At 71.2% G+C, this 15,988-nt stretch carries 20 protein-coding genes; 3 read left to right on the forward strand and 17 right to left on the reverse strand.

The genetic code is table 11. The features are described 5' to 3' along the window. The first annotated feature begins 27 nt into the window (after positions 1 to 27). A complete protein-coding gene (locus OG542_RS06800) occupies positions 28 to 198 on the forward strand; it encodes a hypothetical protein (protein ID WP_020270859.1) in 171 nt (56 codons plus the stop codon). A gap of 14 nt (positions 199 to 212) precedes the next feature. Here OG542_RS06800 and OG542_RS06805 read toward each other — a convergent pair whose 3' ends face one another. The 13 genes from OG542_RS06805 to OG542_RS06865 form a co-directional block, all read right to left on the reverse strand. Continuing rightward, entirely contained in the window at positions 213 to 482 is a 270-nt protein-coding gene (locus tag OG542_RS06805; RefSeq protein ID WP_184588486.1) for a gas vesicle protein K, read from the reverse strand. A gap of 59 nt (positions 483 to 541) precedes the next feature. After that, positions 542 to 730, reverse strand: a complete 189-nt coding sequence (locus tag OG542_RS06810) for a gas vesicle protein (RefSeq protein ID WP_184588487.1) — start codon at positions 728 to 730, stop codon at positions 542 to 544. Between the two features lie 16 nt (positions 731 to 746). Next, the gene (locus OG542_RS06815; protein WP_193476943.1) at positions 747 to 1,502 is read right to left on the reverse strand and encodes a GvpL/GvpF family gas vesicle protein; all 756 of its coding nucleotides are present in this window, start codon (positions 1,500 to 1,502) and stop codon (positions 747 to 749) included. Next, positions 1,499 to 1,837 (reverse strand): gas vesicle protein, encoded by a 339-nt coding sequence (locus OG542_RS06820; protein ID WP_193476942.1) that lies wholly within the window; start codon positions 1,835 to 1,837, stop codon positions 1,499 to 1,501. The genes OG542_RS06815 and OG542_RS06820 overlap by 4 nt, the downstream gene beginning before the upstream one ends. Then, complete coding sequence (locus OG542_RS06825) at positions 1,834 to 2,907, reverse strand: SRPBCC family protein (RefSeq protein ID WP_328409109.1); 1,074 nt, start codon at positions 2,905 to 2,907, stop codon at positions 1,834 to 1,836. Before OG542_RS06825 ends, OG542_RS06820 begins: the two co-directional genes overlap by 4 nt. After that, positions 2,904 to 3,587, reverse strand: coding sequence for a DNA primase (locus OG542_RS06830; RefSeq protein ID WP_328409111.1), 684 nt, complete (start codon positions 3,585 to 3,587; stop codon positions 2,904 to 2,906). The genes OG542_RS06825 and OG542_RS06830 overlap by 4 nt, the downstream gene beginning before the upstream one ends. Further along, positions 3,584 to 3,850 (reverse strand): gas vesicle protein GvpG, encoded by a 267-nt coding sequence (locus OG542_RS06835; protein ID WP_328409113.1) that lies wholly within the window; start codon positions 3,848 to 3,850, stop codon positions 3,584 to 3,586. The genes OG542_RS06830 and OG542_RS06835 overlap by 4 nt, the downstream gene beginning before the upstream one ends. A gap of 4 nt (positions 3,851 to 3,854) precedes the next feature. Continuing rightward, positions 3,855 to 4,628, reverse strand: a complete 774-nt coding sequence (locus OG542_RS06840) for a GvpL/GvpF family gas vesicle protein (RefSeq protein ID WP_328409115.1) — start codon at positions 4,626 to 4,628, stop codon at positions 3,855 to 3,857. Further along, positions 4,625 to 5,059 (reverse strand): gas vesicle structural protein GvpA, encoded by a 435-nt coding sequence (locus OG542_RS06845; protein WP_328409117.1) that lies wholly within the window; start codon positions 5,057 to 5,059, stop codon positions 4,625 to 4,627. Before OG542_RS06845 ends, OG542_RS06840 begins: the two co-directional genes overlap by 4 nt. A 46-nt stretch (positions 5,060 to 5,105) precedes the next feature. Further along, entirely contained in the window at positions 5,106 to 5,477 is a 372-nt protein-coding gene (locus OG542_RS06850; RefSeq protein WP_328409118.1) for a gas vesicle protein GvpO, read from the reverse strand. 90 nt (positions 5,478 to 5,567) lie between these two features. Beyond that, positions 5,568 to 6,497: a non-homologous end-joining DNA ligase gene (gene ligD, locus OG542_RS06855; protein WP_328409120.1), complete on the reverse strand. Its 930-nt coding sequence runs from the start codon at positions 6,495 to 6,497 to the stop codon at positions 5,568 to 5,570. Beyond that, positions 6,494 to 8,341 carry a transketolase gene (locus tag OG542_RS06860; RefSeq protein WP_328409122.1) on the reverse strand — a complete coding sequence of 616 codons (1,848 nt, stop codon included), beginning with the start codon at positions 8,339 to 8,341 and terminating at the stop codon, positions 6,494 to 6,496. The genes ligD and OG542_RS06860 overlap by 4 nt, the downstream gene beginning before the upstream one ends. Continuing rightward, positions 8,338 to 10,152, reverse strand: coding sequence for an FAD-dependent oxidoreductase (locus OG542_RS06865; protein ID WP_328409124.1), 1,815 nt, complete (start codon positions 10,150 to 10,152; stop codon positions 8,338 to 8,340). Before OG542_RS06865 ends, OG542_RS06860 begins: the two co-directional genes overlap by 4 nt. A gap of 173 nt (positions 10,153 to 10,325) precedes the next feature. On the opposite strand from OG542_RS06865, the gene OG542_RS06870 reads away from it, so the two are divergent. Next, positions 10,326 to 11,288, forward strand: coding sequence for an LLM class F420-dependent oxidoreductase (locus OG542_RS06870; protein WP_328409126.1), 963 nt, complete (start codon positions 10,326 to 10,328; stop codon positions 11,286 to 11,288). A 255-nt stretch (positions 11,289 to 11,543) separates the two neighbouring features. Here OG542_RS06870 and OG542_RS06875 read toward each other — a convergent pair whose 3' ends face one another. Together OG542_RS06875 and OG542_RS06880 are read right to left on the reverse strand one after the other, a co-directional pair. Continuing rightward, positions 11,544 to 12,584, reverse strand: coding sequence for an SDR family oxidoreductase (locus OG542_RS06875; RefSeq protein ID WP_456243529.1), 1,041 nt, complete (start codon positions 12,582 to 12,584; stop codon positions 11,544 to 11,546). Next, the gene (locus OG542_RS06880; protein ID WP_184588512.1) at positions 12,581 to 13,057 is read right to left on the reverse strand and encodes a phage holin family protein; all 477 of its coding nucleotides are present in this window, start codon (positions 13,055 to 13,057) and stop codon (positions 12,581 to 12,583) included. The genes OG542_RS06875 and OG542_RS06880 overlap by 4 nt, the downstream gene beginning before the upstream one ends. Positions 13,058 to 13,105: 48 nt before the next feature. On the opposite strand from OG542_RS06880, the gene OG542_RS06885 reads away from it, so the two are divergent. Beyond that, complete coding sequence (locus OG542_RS06885; protein ID WP_184588514.1) at positions 13,106 to 13,453, forward strand: VOC family protein; 348 nt, start codon at positions 13,106 to 13,108, stop codon at positions 13,451 to 13,453. A 21-nt stretch (positions 13,454 to 13,474) separates the two neighbouring features. Here OG542_RS06885 and OG542_RS06890 read toward each other — a convergent pair whose 3' ends face one another. Beyond that, positions 13,475 to 14,071, reverse strand: coding sequence for a GNAT family N-acetyltransferase (locus tag OG542_RS06890; RefSeq protein WP_328409131.1), 597 nt, complete (start codon positions 14,069 to 14,071; stop codon positions 13,475 to 13,477). Positions 14,072 to 14,096: 25 nt separating this feature from the next. Then, positions 14,097 to 15,878, reverse strand: coding sequence for a CocE/NonD family hydrolase (locus tag OG542_RS06895; RefSeq protein ID WP_328409133.1), 1,782 nt, complete (start codon positions 15,876 to 15,878; stop codon positions 14,097 to 14,099). Positions 15,879 to 15,988 lie beyond the last annotated feature (110 nt).

The following is a 15,988-nucleotide window of genomic DNA, read 5'->3' on the forward strand; positions in this document are numbered from 1 at the left end:
ACACCCTAAAAGCAGGAGGTTCGAATTATGGTTCCCATTCTGCTGGTACTGCTTCTGGCTTTGGTTCTGTTCGGTGCCGGATTTGCGGTAAAGGTTCTCTGGTGGATCGCGTTGGCGGTTCTCGTCCTGTGGCTGCTGGGATTCTTCGTGCGGGGCACGTCGGCAGCCGGGGGCAGGGGCCGGTGGTACAGGTGGTGAATTAGCCCGCTGATTCAGCCCCCGTCACGGGGAAGCAGCGGTCCGAGCGGCCCGAGGTCCAGATTGAGGTCCTCGGGCCGCAGTCCGTAGCGCTCGCGCAGCTCTGTCATCCGCTCCTCGAGCAGCATCAGAGTGAGCCCGATCCGCTCCTCCTGGTCCTCGCTCAGGTCCCCCACGTCGAACCGGCGCACCGCTTGGCGCTCCATGAGCTGGCGCAGCAGTTCCACCACCGTCAGCACGAGTTTGACCAGGTCACGCTCGACGGTGTCGGGATCCAGGTCCATCCGATTGCCATGCGGACGAGGGTTGGGCCGAGGGTGGGGCCGGGGGCTGTCGGCTGACGTCACAGCAACTCCTCGAACGGTGAGGACACCTGGGCGTTCACCGAGCTGATGAGCGCGTTGAGGTCGATTCGGACCAGGTCGACGTCGGCGATGCGCAGCGTGATGTCCCCCGTGATCACGACGCCGCCGGCGAGCAGCCGGTCGAGCAGGTCCACGAGGGCGACCTCACGGCGTTCCACTACGGTCACGGCTTCTCTCCGTCGGTCATATGGCCTCCCCGGCGAAGGAATAGGCCGCCCAGGGGCCGGTGAGTTCGATGCGCATTCCGGGCACCTCGCCCTTCGTGCGGTCCACCAGTTCCACGAATTCCTCGGAATTGGCGCGCGGCACCAGATATGCGGCATTCAATACGTTCCGCCCGGTCGCCTTGGAAAGCGCGGGATTCTGCGGGGGGTGCAGCCGGGAATCCTCCGCGAATGCGGAAAGATTTTCGTGCAGTCGCGTCGAGAAACGCTCGGCCTTCTGCCACATCTCCTCGTGCGACCTGGTCTGCATACGCCGCTGCCGCAGATAGTCCCGGCCCGACGCGGCTTTCTGCGCGGGCCGGGGACTTTCCTGCTGTTCGGACTCGGCGTACACCTTCACGCCCCACTCGACGCGGCCCTCAAGCCGGTCGAGGGTGCGCTGGAAGTCCTCTTCGCGGGCTTCCATCATCGTCCGTACGCCACTGTCGTCCCGGAAGACGGTGCCGAGACGCAGCGGCAGCGGGGTCGTGACGGTCGTGAGCGCGTCGATCACGCCCTGGTGGGCGCGGGCGGTCTCGGTGAGCCAGTCCAGGTCCTCCAGATGGGCGTGGAGCGGTTCCTCGGCGAAGTCCCGCTCCGGCACATGGCTGACCACGGCGACGAGACCGTGGTGGGTCAGCGCGCGGGGCGGATCGCCCGCCACCCCCGACAGCTGTGACTGGAGCGGCGTACCGAAGGGGCGGCAGACGGCGTAGACGTACCGCAGTCCGGTCACGGGGCCTCCTTCTTCTCCGCGCGGCCGGGCTCCAGCTCCTCCAGCCGGGCCAGCCTCTCGCGCAACTCGGCGTTCTCACGGGTCAGTTCATCACGGCGGGCCCGAGAGCTGAGGTTCGGGTCGCTCTCCCACCAGTCGATGCCCATCTCCTTGGCCTTGTCGACGGAGGCGACGATGAGGCGGAGCTTGATCGTGAGGAGTTCGATGTCGAGCAGGTTGATGCGGATGTCGCCCGCGATGACGATGCCCTTGTCCAGCACCCGTTCCAGGATGTCGGCCAGGTTGGCACTGCTGCCCTGGCCGTAGGGTTCGGGCATCCTGCTGGGCGTCGTCATCGACGGCTCCCGCTGTCGGCGTACTCGTCCTCGTCCTCTTCTTCGTACTCCCCTTCAGCTTCCTCCTCGGGCTCCTCGTCGTACTCGTCCTCGGCCTCGGCGTCGTCCTCGTACTCGCCCTCGGGACCTTCCTCTTCTTCTTCCTCTTCCTCGTACTCGTCCTCCGGCTCCTCGCCCTCGCGCTCCTCCTCGGACTCCTCCTCGGTCAGCGCGTCCTCGTGGCTGCGGACGACCTCGCCGTCGCGGATCTCGCCGCGCCAGCCGTCCTCCGCCTCGCCCTTGATCGTGATGAAGCGGACGAAGTTCTTCAGGTCGAGCCGGGCACGGCGGCCCTGGGCGCGCCAGATGTTGCCGGTCTTCTCGAAGAAGCCGGCGGGGTAGTACTCGATGACCAGCAGGACGCGCGTCAGGTTGTCGGTGAGCCGGTGGAAGGAGACGACGCCCTTCGTGCTGCCCTTGGCGCCCTCGGAGGTCCACGCGATGCGGTCGTCGGGGACCTGCTCGGTCGTGGTCGCCTTCCAGCTGCGGTTGGACCACCAGACCTTCAACTGCCAGTCGGAGGTGGTGTCGTCGGCCTTGCTCGCGGCCTTGACACCCTTCGCGAAGGTGCTGAAGTCCTGGTACTGGGTCCACTGGTCGTACGCCGTGCGCAGCGGTACGCCGACATCGATGTGCTCGATGATGACGGTGGGCTTGTTGCCGGAGCGGCCTTTGCCCTTGCCCTTGCCGCCGAGGCCCTTGAAGGCACCGGTGACCTTGTCCTTGAGGCGTGAGCCGCCGGTCTCCAGTGCGGCGCGCAGCGGCCCCTTGCCCTCGGCGAGCTTGCGTCCGCCGTCGAGGGCGAGCTTGCCGAAGCCGGGGCTGTTGCCCTCCGCGATGTCGTTCAGTTTGCCCGTGGTCTCGCCGAGCTTGCGTCCCACGCCGGTCAGCATGCGCGTGGCCTGGGCGGCTAGATACTCCTGCAGTTCGGCCTTCAGCCGGTCGGCGGCCTCGCTGTGGGCCACGTCTGTGAGCGGGTTCTTCGTCGCTCCGTCGGCGGCGGACTTCGCCGAGCCGAGAGTGTCACTCATCCCTCACCGCCTCCCTTCGGCAGTCGGGACCGGGCGCTGCCGCCCCGGCCCCCGGAAGTCGCCTTCCTTGCGGGCGTGGTCTTCTTCGCCGCCGCCTGGCGGCCTGCCGCCTTCTTCGCGGGGGCCTTCTTCGCGGGGGCCTTCTTGGCGGGAGCCTTCTTCGCCGCCTTCTTGGCCGGCGCCTTCTTCGCGGGGGCCTTCTTGGCGGGAGCGTTCTTCGCGGCCGGCTCCTCGTCCTCTTCCTCGCCCTCCTCCTCGTCGGCACCGGAGTCCTCGGGCTCCTCGCCCTCGTCGGGTCCGGAGTCCTCGGGTTCCTCGTCCTCGTACTCGGCGTCCTCGGCGTCGTCCTGACCGCCGGGCACCACGCCCGTCAGCTGGTCGCGCACCTGGGCGGTCCGGCCGTGCAGCCGGTCGGCGAGGGCGTCGATCTGCCGCTCGACCATGGCACCGGAGGCGGCCTTGCCGACTCCGCGCAGATCCTGACGCAGCTGGTCGCCGATCTCCTTGAACTGCGGGTTGTTCCGCAACTGCTCCTGGAGCAGCTCCGCGACCATGCGCGGGCTCAGGTTCAGCTTCTTCCCGGCGACCAGACCGCCGATGGCGATCGCCATCTTCAGCTTCTTGGTACGCCCCAGGAGGTATCCGGCCCCCACCGCGAGGCCCAGTCCCGTTCGGTTCATTGCACCGTCCCTTGTTGGCCTGTTCCCGCGCTCTCGCGCGAAGCGGTCTCCAACCGGTCGAGAAGTTCGTCCTCGAGGCGGTCGAACTCCTCCTCCGATATCTCTCCGGCCTCCAACTGCTCCTCCAGGCGGGCCAGTTCGGCCTGGACCGTGGCGGGGTCGTAGTAGATCCGCTCGGCCTCCTGGAGCACCTGTCTGACGGCCCAGGCGCTGCCGCGCACCGGTGCGAGCGGCAGCAGCAGCACTTCTGAGATCAGGCCCATCTCGTCACCCCGCTCCGGTGTCCGTGCCGCTCACCACGGTGCCCGCCGGCTCGGCCGGGCCGGGCTCGACAAAGCTGTACGGCGGCAGCGGGCCATTGATCCGCACCTCCAGGTGCGGCATGTTCTTGCGGGCCTGCTCGACCGCGGCCAGGAAGTTCTCGGCCGACTCCCGGTCCACCAGGTACGACACGTTGGCCAGCCAGCCGGTGGACTCGGGGCCCACACTCACGTCCTCGGCGGCGGAATCCAGGGCACCCCGCAGTGCGGTGGCGTCGTCGGCCTCCCGGGCCTTGACCGCTGCCGCGACCATCTCGCCGAGCCGGATCTTGTCGTCGTAACTACCGCCGCCGGACTCCCGGTTGGCCTCCGCGAGACCGCGAATGTCGGGGCTCTGGGCCATCACCTGGTGCAGGACGGCCTCTTCGACGTGGTTGGCCTTGACGTTGTACTCCACCCGGCCTTCGAGGGCCCGCAGGCGTTCCTTGTAGTGCTCGGCGCGCTCGGCGAGCACCCCGGTGATCGAGTTGTCGTCCGGGGCTACGCTGCCGAACCGCATGGGCAGCACACACCCGGCCGCACCCGCCTCGCTGAGGACGCTCTGGTGGGCGAGCAGGTCCCTGCGCTTAGGCCGCAGCCCCTCGGGCGCCTCACTGACGACGGCCGCCAGCTCGCCCTCGCGCAGAATGCGCACCGGGCGGGGCGGGTCGCCCACACCGCCCATGCCCTCGGGCAGCGCCGGGTGCGCGCTCGCCGCGATGCCGTAGACGTAGGTGCTCACTCCTGCTCCTCCTTCCGGCGGGCCGAGGTGCTCTTACGGGCGCGCGGACGGGACTCGCCCTCGCGCTCGGAGCCTTCCTCACGCGCCTGCTTGAAGGCGTCGGAGATGGTCTCGGCGGCTCCGGACAGCGCCCCCTTGGACTTGCCGCGCGCTCCGGACTCGGTCATCTCCCCGACCAGGTCGGGCAGGCCCGGGTCCTTGCGCGGCCCGGCCTCGAGGTCGAGCCGGTTGCACGCCTCGGCGAAGCGCAGATAGGTGTCGACGCTGGCGACGACGACGCGTACGTCGATCTTGAGGATCTCGATGCCGACCAGGGAGACTCGCACGAATGCGTCAATGACGAGCCCCCTGTCCAGGACAAGTTCAAGTACGTCGTAGAGACCGCTGCTACCGCCTCCGCCGCCGGACTGTTGTGCCGGTACGACTGTCATGCCGGGTGTTCCTCCTCGTGTGTGGGTGCGGGTCCGGTCGGGCGGCCTAGCGGCCGCCGGACCTGCGCGCGTCGGATCGACCGCGTTCGTAGCGGCGGACGCGCCGGTAACCCGTGAGCTGCCCCTCGGTGTCGAGCTCCACCTGGTAGCTCGCCATCAGGCTCATCGTGTCGGGCACGCGCTCGAGTTCGAGGACCTCGACCTCCAGCGCCCAGCCCTCCTCCGTCTGCTCGAAGGACGAGACGGACTCGGCTTCCATGCCGGTGAGCTCCGCGAGCTGGCCGCGCGCCTGACGCAGCACGTCCATCGGGCTCGGCCGCTTCTGGGCCGTCTGCTTGTCGTGTGATTTGCTCGAATTCTGAGAGTCCTGGGATTTCTGTGAACCCTGTGACTCTTGCGTGTTTCTTGTGTTCGACATGGCCACCTCCCCCTCCGTGTGGCCGCAAGAGTGTTCGCCAAACCTCTGCGTTCTCATGCATCTGCCATCCGCCGGGGATCTACGGGTGGCTCAGCCGCGCAGGGCGTCCAGCCGCCGCCGGGCCGGTCCCAGCGCCCGGCCGCGGCTCAGCAGGCCGGACCAGGGGTTGGTGCGGGCCTGCTCGACGGCGTCGGCGATGGTCCAGCCGCGGGCGTGCAGCTCCGGGTCGTTCAGCTGGTCCCAGGTGATGGGGGTCGCCACGGGCGCGCCCGGCAGGGGCCGGACCGTGAAGGGCGCGACGGCGGTCTGTGCGTAGGCGTTGCGCTGCACGTCGAGGTAGAGCCGCTCACCGCGGTCCTTCTTGCGGGCGGCGGTGGTGAGCCGGTCAGGGTGGGCTTCGGCGAGGGTGTCGGCTACGTTCCGGGCGAAGGAACGCACCTCGTCGAAGTCGTGCCGACCGTTCAACGGCACGATCGCGTGCAGTCCGCGCGAGCCGGTGGTCATCAGCGCCGAGGGCAGCTCCAGCTCGTCGAGCAGTTCCCCGAGCAGTCGGGCGGCCTCGCGTACGGCCTCGAAGTCGTCGCCGGCGGGATCGAGGTCGAAGACCATCCGGTCGGGGTGGTCGACGCTGTCGGCGCGGGACAGCCAGCGGTGCAGGGCGATGCTCGCCTGGTCGGCCAGGTAGAGGAGGGTGGCGGTGTCGTCACAGACGGTGTGAAGGACGGTGCCGCCCTCCTTGGCCACCTCGACGCGGGTGATCCACTCCGGGTAGTTGTCCGGGGTGTTCTTCTGCATGAACCTCGGCCCGTCGAGCCCGTCCGGGTGCCGCTCCAGCATCAGCGGACGGCCGCGCAGGTGCGGCAGCATGAAGGGCGCGACGGCCCGGTGGTAGTCCACCAGGTCGCCCTTGGTGTACTCCTTGGCGCCCCCGTTGCCGGGGAAGAGCACCTTGTCCGGCCGGTGGACCGTCACGGTGCGACGGCCAGCCCGCACCTTGCGCGTACCGTCGCCGCCGCTCACGGCACGACCGCCTCCTCCACCAGCAGCCGCCCGGCCGCCGCGATCGACTCGGCGTCGATGCCCGCGGCGTGCAGCGACTCGGCCGGGGACGCCGAGCCGGGCACCGACCGTACGCCGAGCCGCACCAGGCGCGGGACGGGCCGCCCGTCGGCGAAGGCGTCGAGGACCGCGTCCCCGATGCCGCCCTCCGGGTGGTGGTCCTCCACGGTCACCAGGCAGCCGGTCTCCTCGGCGGCCCGGCGCAGGGTGGCCCGGTCGACGGGCTTCACGGAGTACAGGTCGATCACCCGCGCCTGGATGCCCTCCCGCTCCAGGGCATCGGCGGCGGACAGTGCCTCGTGCACGGTGACACCCGCCGCGACGAGGGTCAGCCGGTCGCTCTCGGAGGAGCGCAGCACCTTGCTCCCGCCGACCGGGAACTCCTCGTCGGGGCCGTAGATCACCGGACTCTCACCGCGCGAGGTGCGCAGGTAACGGACGCCCTCCAGGCCGGCCATCGCGCCGACGAGCCGCGCGGTCTGGTTGGCGTCGCACGGGTACAGCACGGTCGAGCCGTGCACCGCCCGCATCATCGCCAGGTCCTCCAGGCCCATCTGGCTGGGCCCGTCCTGGCCGATGGCGACGCCGGCGTGCGAGCCGACCAGGTTGATGCCGGAGCCGCTGACGGACGCCATCCTGATGAAGTCGTGGGCCCGGGTCAGGAAGGCCGCGAACGTGGTGGCGTACGGCACCCAGCCGCGCGCGGCGAGCCCGACGGCCGAGGCGACCATCTGCTGCTCGGCGATGTAGCACTCGAAGTAGCGGTCGGGGTGCTCCTTGGCGAAGAACTCGGCGCGGGTGGAGTCGCCGACCTCGCCGTCCAGGGCGACGATGTCGCCGCGGCCGGTGCCGAGTGCGGCGAGTGCCTCGCCGAAGGCGTTGCGGGTGGCGACCTCGTCGCCCTTGTCCCACCTGGGGAGTTCGTAGTTCCCGGTGTGGACGGCATGCAGCATGCGGGCGGCGGGCGGTTCCTGCACCGCTACGCGGATGTCGCGCGGTCCGCCGAGTTCGGCGATCGCCTCCTCGGCCTCCGGCAGCGGCTTGCCGTGCAGGCCCTCGCGGTCCTGGACGCCCTCGACGCCCTTGCCCTTGAGGGTGCGGGCGAGGATCGCGGTGGGCTGGCCCTTGGTGGACGCGGCCTCGCCGTAGGCGCGGTCGACGGCGTCCACGTCGTGCCCGTCGACCTCGATGGTGTGCCAGTCGAAGGCCTGGAAGCGGCGGGCGTAGGCGTCCAGGTCGTGGCCGTGCCGGGTCGGGCCGCGCTGGCCGAGCCGGTTGACGTCGACAATCACGGTGAGGTTGTCCAGGTGCTCGTACCCGGCGTGCTCGGCGGCCTCCCACACGGATCCCTCGGCGAGCTCGCTGTCGCCGCACAGCACCCAGGTGCGGTAGCCGGTGCGGTCCAGCCGCTTGCCGGCCAGCGCGATGCCGACACCGACCGGCAGACCCTGCCCGAGCGAGCCGGTGGCCGTCTCGACCCACGGCAGCCGCTGCGGGGTGGGGTGCCCTTCGAGGCGGCTGCCCAGCTTGCGGAAGGTGAGCAGTTCCTCGTCGTCGATGGCGCCGGCCGCCTTGTACGCGGAGTACAGCAGCGGCGAGGCGTGTCCCTTGGACAGGACGAAGCGGTCGTTGCCGGGGTGGGCGGGGCGGTCGAAGTCGTAGCGGAAGTGGTGTGCGAGCAGGACGGCCAGCAGGTCGGCCGCGGACATCGAGGACGTCGGGTGCCCGGAGCCCGCGGCGGCGGCAGCGCGGACACTGTCCACGCGCAGCTGCTGTCCGAGATCGGTGAGTTCACCGGTGTTCATGAGTCTCCTTTCGCGGAGTCGTCCGGTGGGTCGGAACGCTTGACGGGGCCGGGGGCGATATCGGGGCCCGGGGGTGGTTGGTCGTCAGGGGGTCGCGGAGCGGGCGCGGGCTGGTTCCTGGCGGGTTCACCACCGGGCTGGTTCCTGGCGGGTTCACCACCGGGCTGGTTTCGCGCGGATTCACCACCCGGCCGGCCCTCGGCAGGCTCGTCGGCGGGCCCGCTCCTGGCCTGCGTACCGCCGAGCGGTCCCTTGGCGGGCTCGTCGGCGGGCCAGGTCCCGGCCGGCTCTCCAGCCGGTCGGCCCTTGGCGAGCTCCGTTTCCGAGCGGCGCTCCGCGGCCCCGGATCCGGACAGTGTCACACCGGATCCGGGCTGCCCCTTCGCGGGCTCGTCGCCGGCCCGGCCCTTCCCGGGCCCGGTGCCGGTCCCCCCGTCGTGTGTGTCGGCCTCGACCGCGGCGCCCGGCCCCGAGCGGGCGCTCGCCTCCTGGCGCGTCCCGGGCCCGCCCGGCACCCGGGCCACCTCCGGCGACGACGTGTCCAGAGGCACGGACCAGGACCGTACGAGCCCCAACTGCACGGCCTGGCGCGGCAGTACGGCGTCCAGCAGCCAGTCGGCGGCGACCCGGACACGGTTGCCGGGCATGGCGGCGAGGTGGTAGCCACGCGTCACCGCACCCGCCGGTACCCCGGACAGCGCCACACCGAGCGGATTGGCCGCCGCCTTCGCACCGCCCAGGTCGACGACGAAGCCCAGGTCGCGATGGCGGTAGGGCTTGCGTTCCCCGCCGAGGCCGAGCGACGCGGCGACGTTCTCGGCCGCGACCTTGCCGTGCCGCCAGGCGTGCTGCGCGGTCATCGGCGTATAGCTCCCCGGCTTCTCCAGATCGGGCACCGCGGCCACGTCACCGCACGCGAACAGCTCCGGACGGCCCGGCACCTGCAGGTTCGGGTCGACGAGCAGACGCCCCTTCTCCATCGGCAGCCCGAGGGACTCGACCAGCGGGTCGGGCCGTACGCCCACGCACCACACCAGCGTCCGGGTCTCGACGAACTCGCCGTCGGTCAGTACGACCCCGTCGGGCGTGGCCTCCTTGACGGAGGTGCCCATCCGCACGTCCACACCCCGCTGCCGCAGCACGCGGTCGGCGGTGGAGGAGAGTTTCCCGTCCATCTCGGGCAGCACCCGCGGCGCCACGTCCAGCAGGATCCAGCGCGGTCGCATGCCCTGCCGCAGCGGGTGCTTGCGGACCTGCGCGTCGGTGAACATCTGCCCGTGCGCGGCGACCTCGGTGCCGGTGTAGCCGGCGCCGACCACGACGAAGGTGCATCGCGCGGCGCACGTCTTGGGGTCCTCGGCGGCGGCTGCCAGCTCCACCTGCCGGGTCACGTGGTCGCGCAGGTACAGCGCCTCGGGCAGCCCGCGGAAGCCGTGCGCGTGCTCGGCGACGCCGGGGATGGGCAGCAGCTTGTTGACGCTGCCGGCGGCGAGCACCAGACGGTCGTAGGAGAGCGTGCCGCCGTCGCCCTCGGGGCCGGTGTAGTGCAGGGTGCGTCCGTCGAGGTCGATCCGGTCGGCCTCGCCCAGCACGAGCCGTACGGCCGGCAGCGTGTCCGAGAGGGAGACCGTGACCCGGCGTGGCTCCAGGACGCCGGCGGCGACCTGGGGCAGCAGCGGCACATACAGGAAGTAGTCGGTCGGGTTCAGCAGGGTGATGTGGGCCCGGCCCCGGGTCTGCCGGGACAGGGTGCGGGCCGCGCGGTAACCGGCGAAGCCGGCACCGACGATCACGATGCGGGGTCGACTCACGGTTTGCTCGCCTCCGGCGCTGTCGCGTACCTCGGGAGCCTTCCGCGTCCCCCTGGCCAGGGCACCCAAACGTCCGCCGGGGTCCTCCCGGCCCGAACGCCGCCGGTTTCCGGCCCGGCGCCCGGGTACCCGGTGCGGGATACGGACCGCCCACGTCGCGGAGGCACTCCCCCATGCCCGAGTACGGTTATTTCCTCTCGTGCGAGCAGTACGGACCCGCCGAGCTGATCGAGCAGGCGCGGATGGCCGAGCAGGCCGGATTCCAGGCGCTGTGGATCTCCGACCACTACCACCCGTGGAACGACGAGCAGGGCCAGAGCCCGTTCGTCTGGTCGGTGATCGGCGCGCTGTCCGAGGCGGTGTCCCTGCCGGTTGAGACGGCGGTGACCTGCCCGACCGTGCGCATGCACCCGGCGGTGGTGGCGCAGGCCGCGGCGACCAGCGCGGTGATGACGGACAACCGCTTCCGGCTCGGTGTCGGCTCCGGAGAGGCGCTCAACGAGCACATCCTGGGCGATCACTGGCCGCCGGCCCATGTCCGTCTGGACATGCTGGAGGAGGCCATCCAGGTGATGCGCCGGCTCTTCACGGGCGAGGAGGTGAACCACCACGGGCCGCACTACACGGTGGAGAACGCCCGCCTGTACACGGTGCCGGCCGAGCCGATCCCGATCGACATCTCCGGGTTCGGCCCGGCGGCGACCCAGCTCGCGTCCCGCGTCGGCGACGGCTACATCACCGTCGCGCCGGACGAGACGATGGTGGAGCAGTACCGCAAGGGCGGGGGCGGCGGAAAGCTGGTCAGCGGCGGCACCAAGGTCTGCTACGACACCGACAAGGACGAGGCCGTACGCACCGTCCACCGGCTCTGGGCGAACGAGCAGCTGCCGGGCGAGCTGGGCCAGGTGCTGCCCTCACCGAAGCACTTCGAGCAGGCGCAGCAACTGGTCACCGAGGACATGGTGCGCGAGAACCGGGTGTGCGGCGACGACGTGGACGACCATGTGGCCGAGCTGAAGCAGTTCGCCGACGCGGGCTTCGACCGGGTCTACGTCAACCAGATCGGCCCCGACCTGCGCGGCTTCTTCGACTTCTACCGCACGAAGGTGCTGCCGCAGCTCCAGCAGGCCCTCTGAGAATCTGCGAGATGTCGGCGGGCGACGCGACCGGCACGGGGCGCAAGGCGCGGCTGCGGGGCCGCGAGGTCGCCCGTGACCTGCGCCGCGCCCGGGCCGCCCGCCATGTCGTCGGCGACGAGGCCGAGTTGCACGTCGACGCCAACGGCGCCCTGGACCCCACGGGCGGCGCGGTCCGCCCGGCCCGGGGCGTCGGCCACGCACTGACCCCTGCGGACGCAGGAGGTGGCGGAGTACCGGGTCGCCTGGAAGGAACTAGCGGCGGACCAGCCCGGCCAGTTTGCGTGCGCCCAGGATCCCCGCCCCCACGGTCAGCGCCGCGCCCAGCCGCCCCCGGTTGCGCGACAGCCACTGCTGCGGGCTGTGGGCGACGGCCTCGTCGTCGAAGCGCCCGTGCGCGCCGAAGTCGTGGCCGTTTGGCCCGTCCGCCGGGGCCCACAGGTTCACCGGGCCGTCCGGCGTGCCCTCGTCCTGCTGCGCGTCGAAGTTCGTACGCGCCAGATAGCGGTCCAGCAGTCCGGGGACGACGGCGTTGGCGATGAGCGTGGCAACCGTGGAGCCGCCCACCCAGTACTCCCGGCGCCGCGCGTGCGACGCCGCGTGCACGATGGCGCGGGCGGCGACCTCCGGCTGGTACACGGGCGCGACGGGCCTGGCCCGGCCCCCCATCCGGTTCAACACCCAGTCGAACTGTGGGGTGTTGAGACCCGGCAGCTGCACCATCGTCGTCCGCACCCCGCTGCGCGTGTGCAGCAGTTCGCAGCGCAGCGACTCGTTGAACCCCTGGATCGCGTGCTTGGCCCCGCAGTACGCCGACTGCAGCGGGATGCCCCGGTAGGCGAGCGCGGAGCCGACCTGCACGATGGTGCCGCGGTCGCGCGGCCGCATATGGCGCAGGGCGGCCCGGCTGCCGAACACATAGCCGAGGTAGGTCACTTCGGTCACCCGGCGGAACTCGTCCGGGGAGACCTCCGTGACCGGCGCGAAGACTCCGGTGAAGGCGTTGTTGACCCAGACGTCGATGTGGCCGAAGGTGTCGACGACCTGCTGTGCGGCGGCGTCGACGGCCTTGGCGTCACAGACGTCCACGCCGACGACGAGGGCCTCGCCCCCGGCGCGCCGCACCTCGTCCGCCGCCGCGGCGAGCCCCTCACGTCCCCGGGCCAGCAGCGCGACCCGGTCGCCCCGGGCGGCGAAGGCGCGGGCCGTGGCCCGTCCGACACCGCCGGTGGCTCCGGTCACCACGATCACGCGGCCGTGCTCGTGCGATGCCCCTTTCCCGCGCACCCGGGTCACGCCTTGGGACCGGGGAGATCCGGGTCGTCCGTCGGGCGCGGGGGCACGGTGCCCGGGGCGGGCCCGCCGGGCGGGGCCGGCGGCACGGGCGGATACGGCAGACCAGCGGCCGCCGCCGCGGCGGCCTGGCCCGCGTCATCGTGGCCCGGGACCACACCGGCCCCGTGCCCGGAACCCGGACGGGTCGGCCGGGCCATGCCACGCAGGACATAGGCCGCGGCACCCAGGATCACGGCGGTGATCAGCGCCGCCGCCCAGTCGGGCAGGCCGAGGGCGAGGGCCAGTCCCACGGCGAGTGCGAGGGCCGCGCCCGCGTACAGGGCGAGGGCGCCGGACGCGGCGTACAGCGTGGCCCTGCGGCGCTGCTTGCGTGTCTGCTCGCGCAGTTCGTCCCGTACGGTCTCACGCGCCACCTGTGCCAGCTCGTCAACCAGATGCTTGTCCAGATGCTCCAGGTGATCCATCGGCTTCATACCCGGCCGGGTACCCTCGCCCCCTGGCCCGTAACTAGGCTCGTCCTCATGGAGATTCTGGGTGCCACACTGCGCGTCTGCGTCGACGACCTCGAGACTGCGATCCCCTTCTACGAGCGGCTGGCGGGCGGCAGCGCCCAGCGCTTCGAACGGGGCGGTGTCGAGGTGGCGGCGATCGGCTGCTTCCTGCTGATGAGCGGCCCCCCGGCCGAACTGGAGGTGCTGCGCAAGGTCTCCGCGACGATCGCCGTCAAGGACGTCGACGACACCCACCGGGTGCTCACCGAACTGGGCGCCCACATCGTCGCGGGCCCCATCGCGTCGCCGGCCGGCCGCAATCTGATCGCGCTGCACCCGGACGGGTCGATCTACGAGTACGTGGACCGCAACGCGTGATGTCCGGTCACGGGGCCGGGCTCAGGGCCGCCCCGGCCCCGTGACCATCTCGGCGGTGATCGCCCAGCGTTCGTGGTCGCGCCAGGCCCCGTCGACGAAGAGCATCTTCGGCGAGAAGCCCTCCAGGCGGAACCCGCAACCGCGGGCCAGGGCGATCGACGCGGCGTTCGTGGGCTGGACGTTGATCTCCAGCCGGTGCAGCCGCATCGGGCCGAACGCGTACCGCACGACGAGGTCGAGGCCTTCGCGCATCAGCCCCCGTCCGGCGGCGTGCGCGAAGGCGCCGTAGCCCAGCGCCCCGGACTGGAAGCCGCCCTCCACGATGTTGTTGATGTTGATGAACCCGGCGATGGCCCCGTCGCCCTTCTCGCGGACCTCGCCCTTCTCGCGGACCTCGCCCTTCTCGCAGACGAGGAAGCCGGCCTTGGACGGGTCCTCGATCAGCCGGCCTGCGTACGCGGTGTAGGCCTGGGCGCTCTCGGGCGGGAAGAGCCAGGGGTGGTGCAGGTCCTTGCTCTCCCGTGCCCGGGCGGTGAACTCGGCGCCGTCCCCGTAGGTGAAGTGGCGTATGCCCACCCGGGGGCCTTCGGCGAGGTAGCGGAATGCGTTGTGGGGCACCCCGCCACAGTAGCCGCGCCTCCCGTCAGGAGCCCGCGACCGGCAGCCGGAGCATCCCGGTGTTCCGTGGCCCGCTGACCACGGTCACCGGTTTGATCCCCCGGTTGCCGAAGTACGCGTCGTCGCTCGCCGCGATCACGAACCGCAGCCGGTGCCCCTTCTCGTACCGGTGCACGATCCCGGGCAGCGTGACGGTGAAGCTCTTGGTCACGTCCGGTACCCGGACCGGCGCGACCAGTCGGCGCACCAGGGTGCGGGTGCCGTCGGGGGCGACGTCGTAGAGCTTGGCGAACAGGACGAGCTTGTCGGCCGCGTCGCCGGAGTTCTGGGTGCGCTCGGCCTTCGGGGAGTGCACCTGGAGCGTGGCCCGGGGCGCGCCCACGACATCGAGGGGGCGTGGCAGTGGGGCGCTGGTCCAGTCGAGGTAGGTGCCCTTGGTGTCGTGCGGTGGGGTGTCGGGGAGCCCGATGAGGCCGGCCAGCGAGCTCTCGGAATGGCTCGTGGGGAGCAGCCCGTTGGCATAGCCGCGGCTGCCCCGGGCCACCTTGTTCCGGTTGTCGACGAGCTTGCCGTCGCCGGAGAGGTACAGCGTGCGGCTCGGCGCGGGGAGGTGGCCGGCGGTGGCGTAGGCGCGGTCCGGGTCGGTGATCCAGTCCCGGTGATAGGCGAAGGCCGGCCCCGTGTCGACCTGTGTCCGGCCGCGCAGGTGACGGTCGAACCAGGCGAGGACGCGCCGGCCGACGTAGCTGGTCTCCAGGTTGCCCTTCGACAGGTCGAGCTCTCCGGCGGCCGGGCCGGTGAGCCCGCCGCTGTGGCCCCAGGACTGCCAGATCATCTTCACGGGGGTGCCCTGTGCGCTGAGCGTCCGGTACGTCGCCGTCGCCTCGTTGAGGTTGAAGAGGGTGTCGGCCTGCCCCTGGACCAGCAGGGTGGGTGTCTTGACGCGGTGGAGATACGACGCCGGGGAGACGCCGCGTGCGAAGGCGAGCAGCTCGGTGGTCCGGTCGGCGGGGTAGCTGCCGGAGTTGAGCGTGTGGATGGTCCGGCAGGCCTTGGTGACGAAGTGCAGACAGGAGAGGGAGTTGATACGGGACGGGTCGAGGCTGGGCTGGAGCAGGGGCTGGCCCTCGCCGATGAGGTAGAAACCGTTGGTCCACTGCCACTTGAAGACGCCCGGGACGCCGGTGCCGCCGGTGGCGTTGTTGGGGTCCAGCGCGTACGCCAGATCGTTCCAGGTGATCATGGGGACGAGCGCGTCGAGGCGGTGGTCGACGGCGGCCGTCGCCAGCTGGACGGCACCGCCGTAGGAGCCGCCGATCATGCCGACCCGTGGGTCGCCGGGCCGGTCGAGGGCGACGTAGTCGGCGGTGGTGCCGTCGTCGGCGGCGCGTTTGCCGCCCAGGAAGTCGACCAGCCGCGAGGCGGCGGCGCCGTCGATGTCCGGGTCGTCGAGGGAGATGAGGCAGCCGCTGCGGCCGAATCCGAGCCCCGAGTAGATGAGGGAGACGTAGCCGCGCTGGGCGAAGGCCTTGCCGATGGTGTCCGTCGAACCGTCCGACTTGCTGCCGCCGAAGCCGTTCGTGCCGAGCACGGCGGGCGCCCGGTGGTCCCGGTCCACCCCCGCCGGGCGGTACAGGTCGGCGTCGACCGTGCAGGGCCGGCCGCCCGCCTGGACGGTGAACTTGAGCGGGGTGACGGTGTAGGAGTCCGCCGCGGTGGCGGGCGGAGTGAGGGTGAGGGGGACGGCCAGGGCGGCGCCCAGAGCGAGAGCGAGCGGCGCGCGGGATCTGGGCACGCGTCGGGACACACGGACCTCCACGGTGGGGGACAACCCGAATACCGACCAGTAGGTACTTGGTCGGTAGTCATCGTGTGACACGTGTCAGGAAGCGTCAATCACCGAAACGAGGGTTTCTT

Source organism: Streptomyces violaceus, from assembly GCF_036014075.1.
Lineage (GTDB): Bacteria > Actinomycetota > Actinomycetes > Streptomycetales > Streptomycetaceae > Streptomyces > Streptomyces violaceus.

Bases quoted from the DNA above. Each gene is read 5' to 3' on its own strand.
- OG542_RS06800 (WP_020270859.1), top strand. From the start codon at position 28: ATGGTTCCCATTCTGCTGGTACTGCTTCTGGCTTTGGTTCTGTTCGGT.
- OG542_RS06805 (WP_184588486.1), bottom strand. From the start codon at position 482: ATGGACCTGGATCCCGACACCGTCGAGCGTGACCTGGTCAAACTCGTG.
- OG542_RS06820 (WP_193476942.1), bottom strand. From the start codon at position 1,837: ATGACGACGCCCAGCAGGATGCCCGAACCCTACGGCCAGGGCAGCAGT.
- OG542_RS06825 (WP_328409109.1), bottom strand. From the start codon at position 2,907: ATGAGTGACACTCTCGGCTCGGCGAAGTCCGCCGCCGACGGAGCGACG.
- OG542_RS06830 (WP_328409111.1), bottom strand. From the start codon at position 3,587: ATGAACCGAACGGGACTGGGCCTCGCGGTGGGGGCCGGATACCTCCTG.
- OG542_RS06835 (WP_328409113.1), bottom strand. From the start codon at position 3,850: ATGGGCCTGATCTCAGAAGTGCTGCTGCTGCCGCTCGCACCGGTGCGC.
- OG542_RS06845 (WP_328409117.1), bottom strand. From the start codon at position 5,059: ATGACAGTCGTACCGGCACAACAGTCCGGCGGCGGAGGCGGTAGCAGC.
- OG542_RS06850 (WP_328409118.1), bottom strand. From the start codon at position 5,477: ATGTCGAACACAAGAAACACGCAAGAGTCACAGGGTTCACAGAAATCC.
- OG542_RS06860 (WP_328409122.1), bottom strand. From the start codon at position 8,341: ATGAACACCGGTGAACTCACCGATCTCGGACAGCAGCTGCGCGTGGAC.
- OG542_RS06870 (WP_328409126.1), top strand. From the start codon at position 10,326: ATGCCCGAGTACGGTTATTTCCTCTCGTGCGAGCAGTACGGACCCGCC.
- OG542_RS06880 (WP_184588512.1), bottom strand. From the start codon at position 13,057: ATGAAGCCGATGGATCACCTGGAGCATCTGGACAAGCATCTGGTTGAC.
- OG542_RS06885 (WP_184588514.1), top strand. From the start codon at position 13,106: ATGGAGATTCTGGGTGCCACACTGCGCGTCTGCGTCGACGACCTCGAG.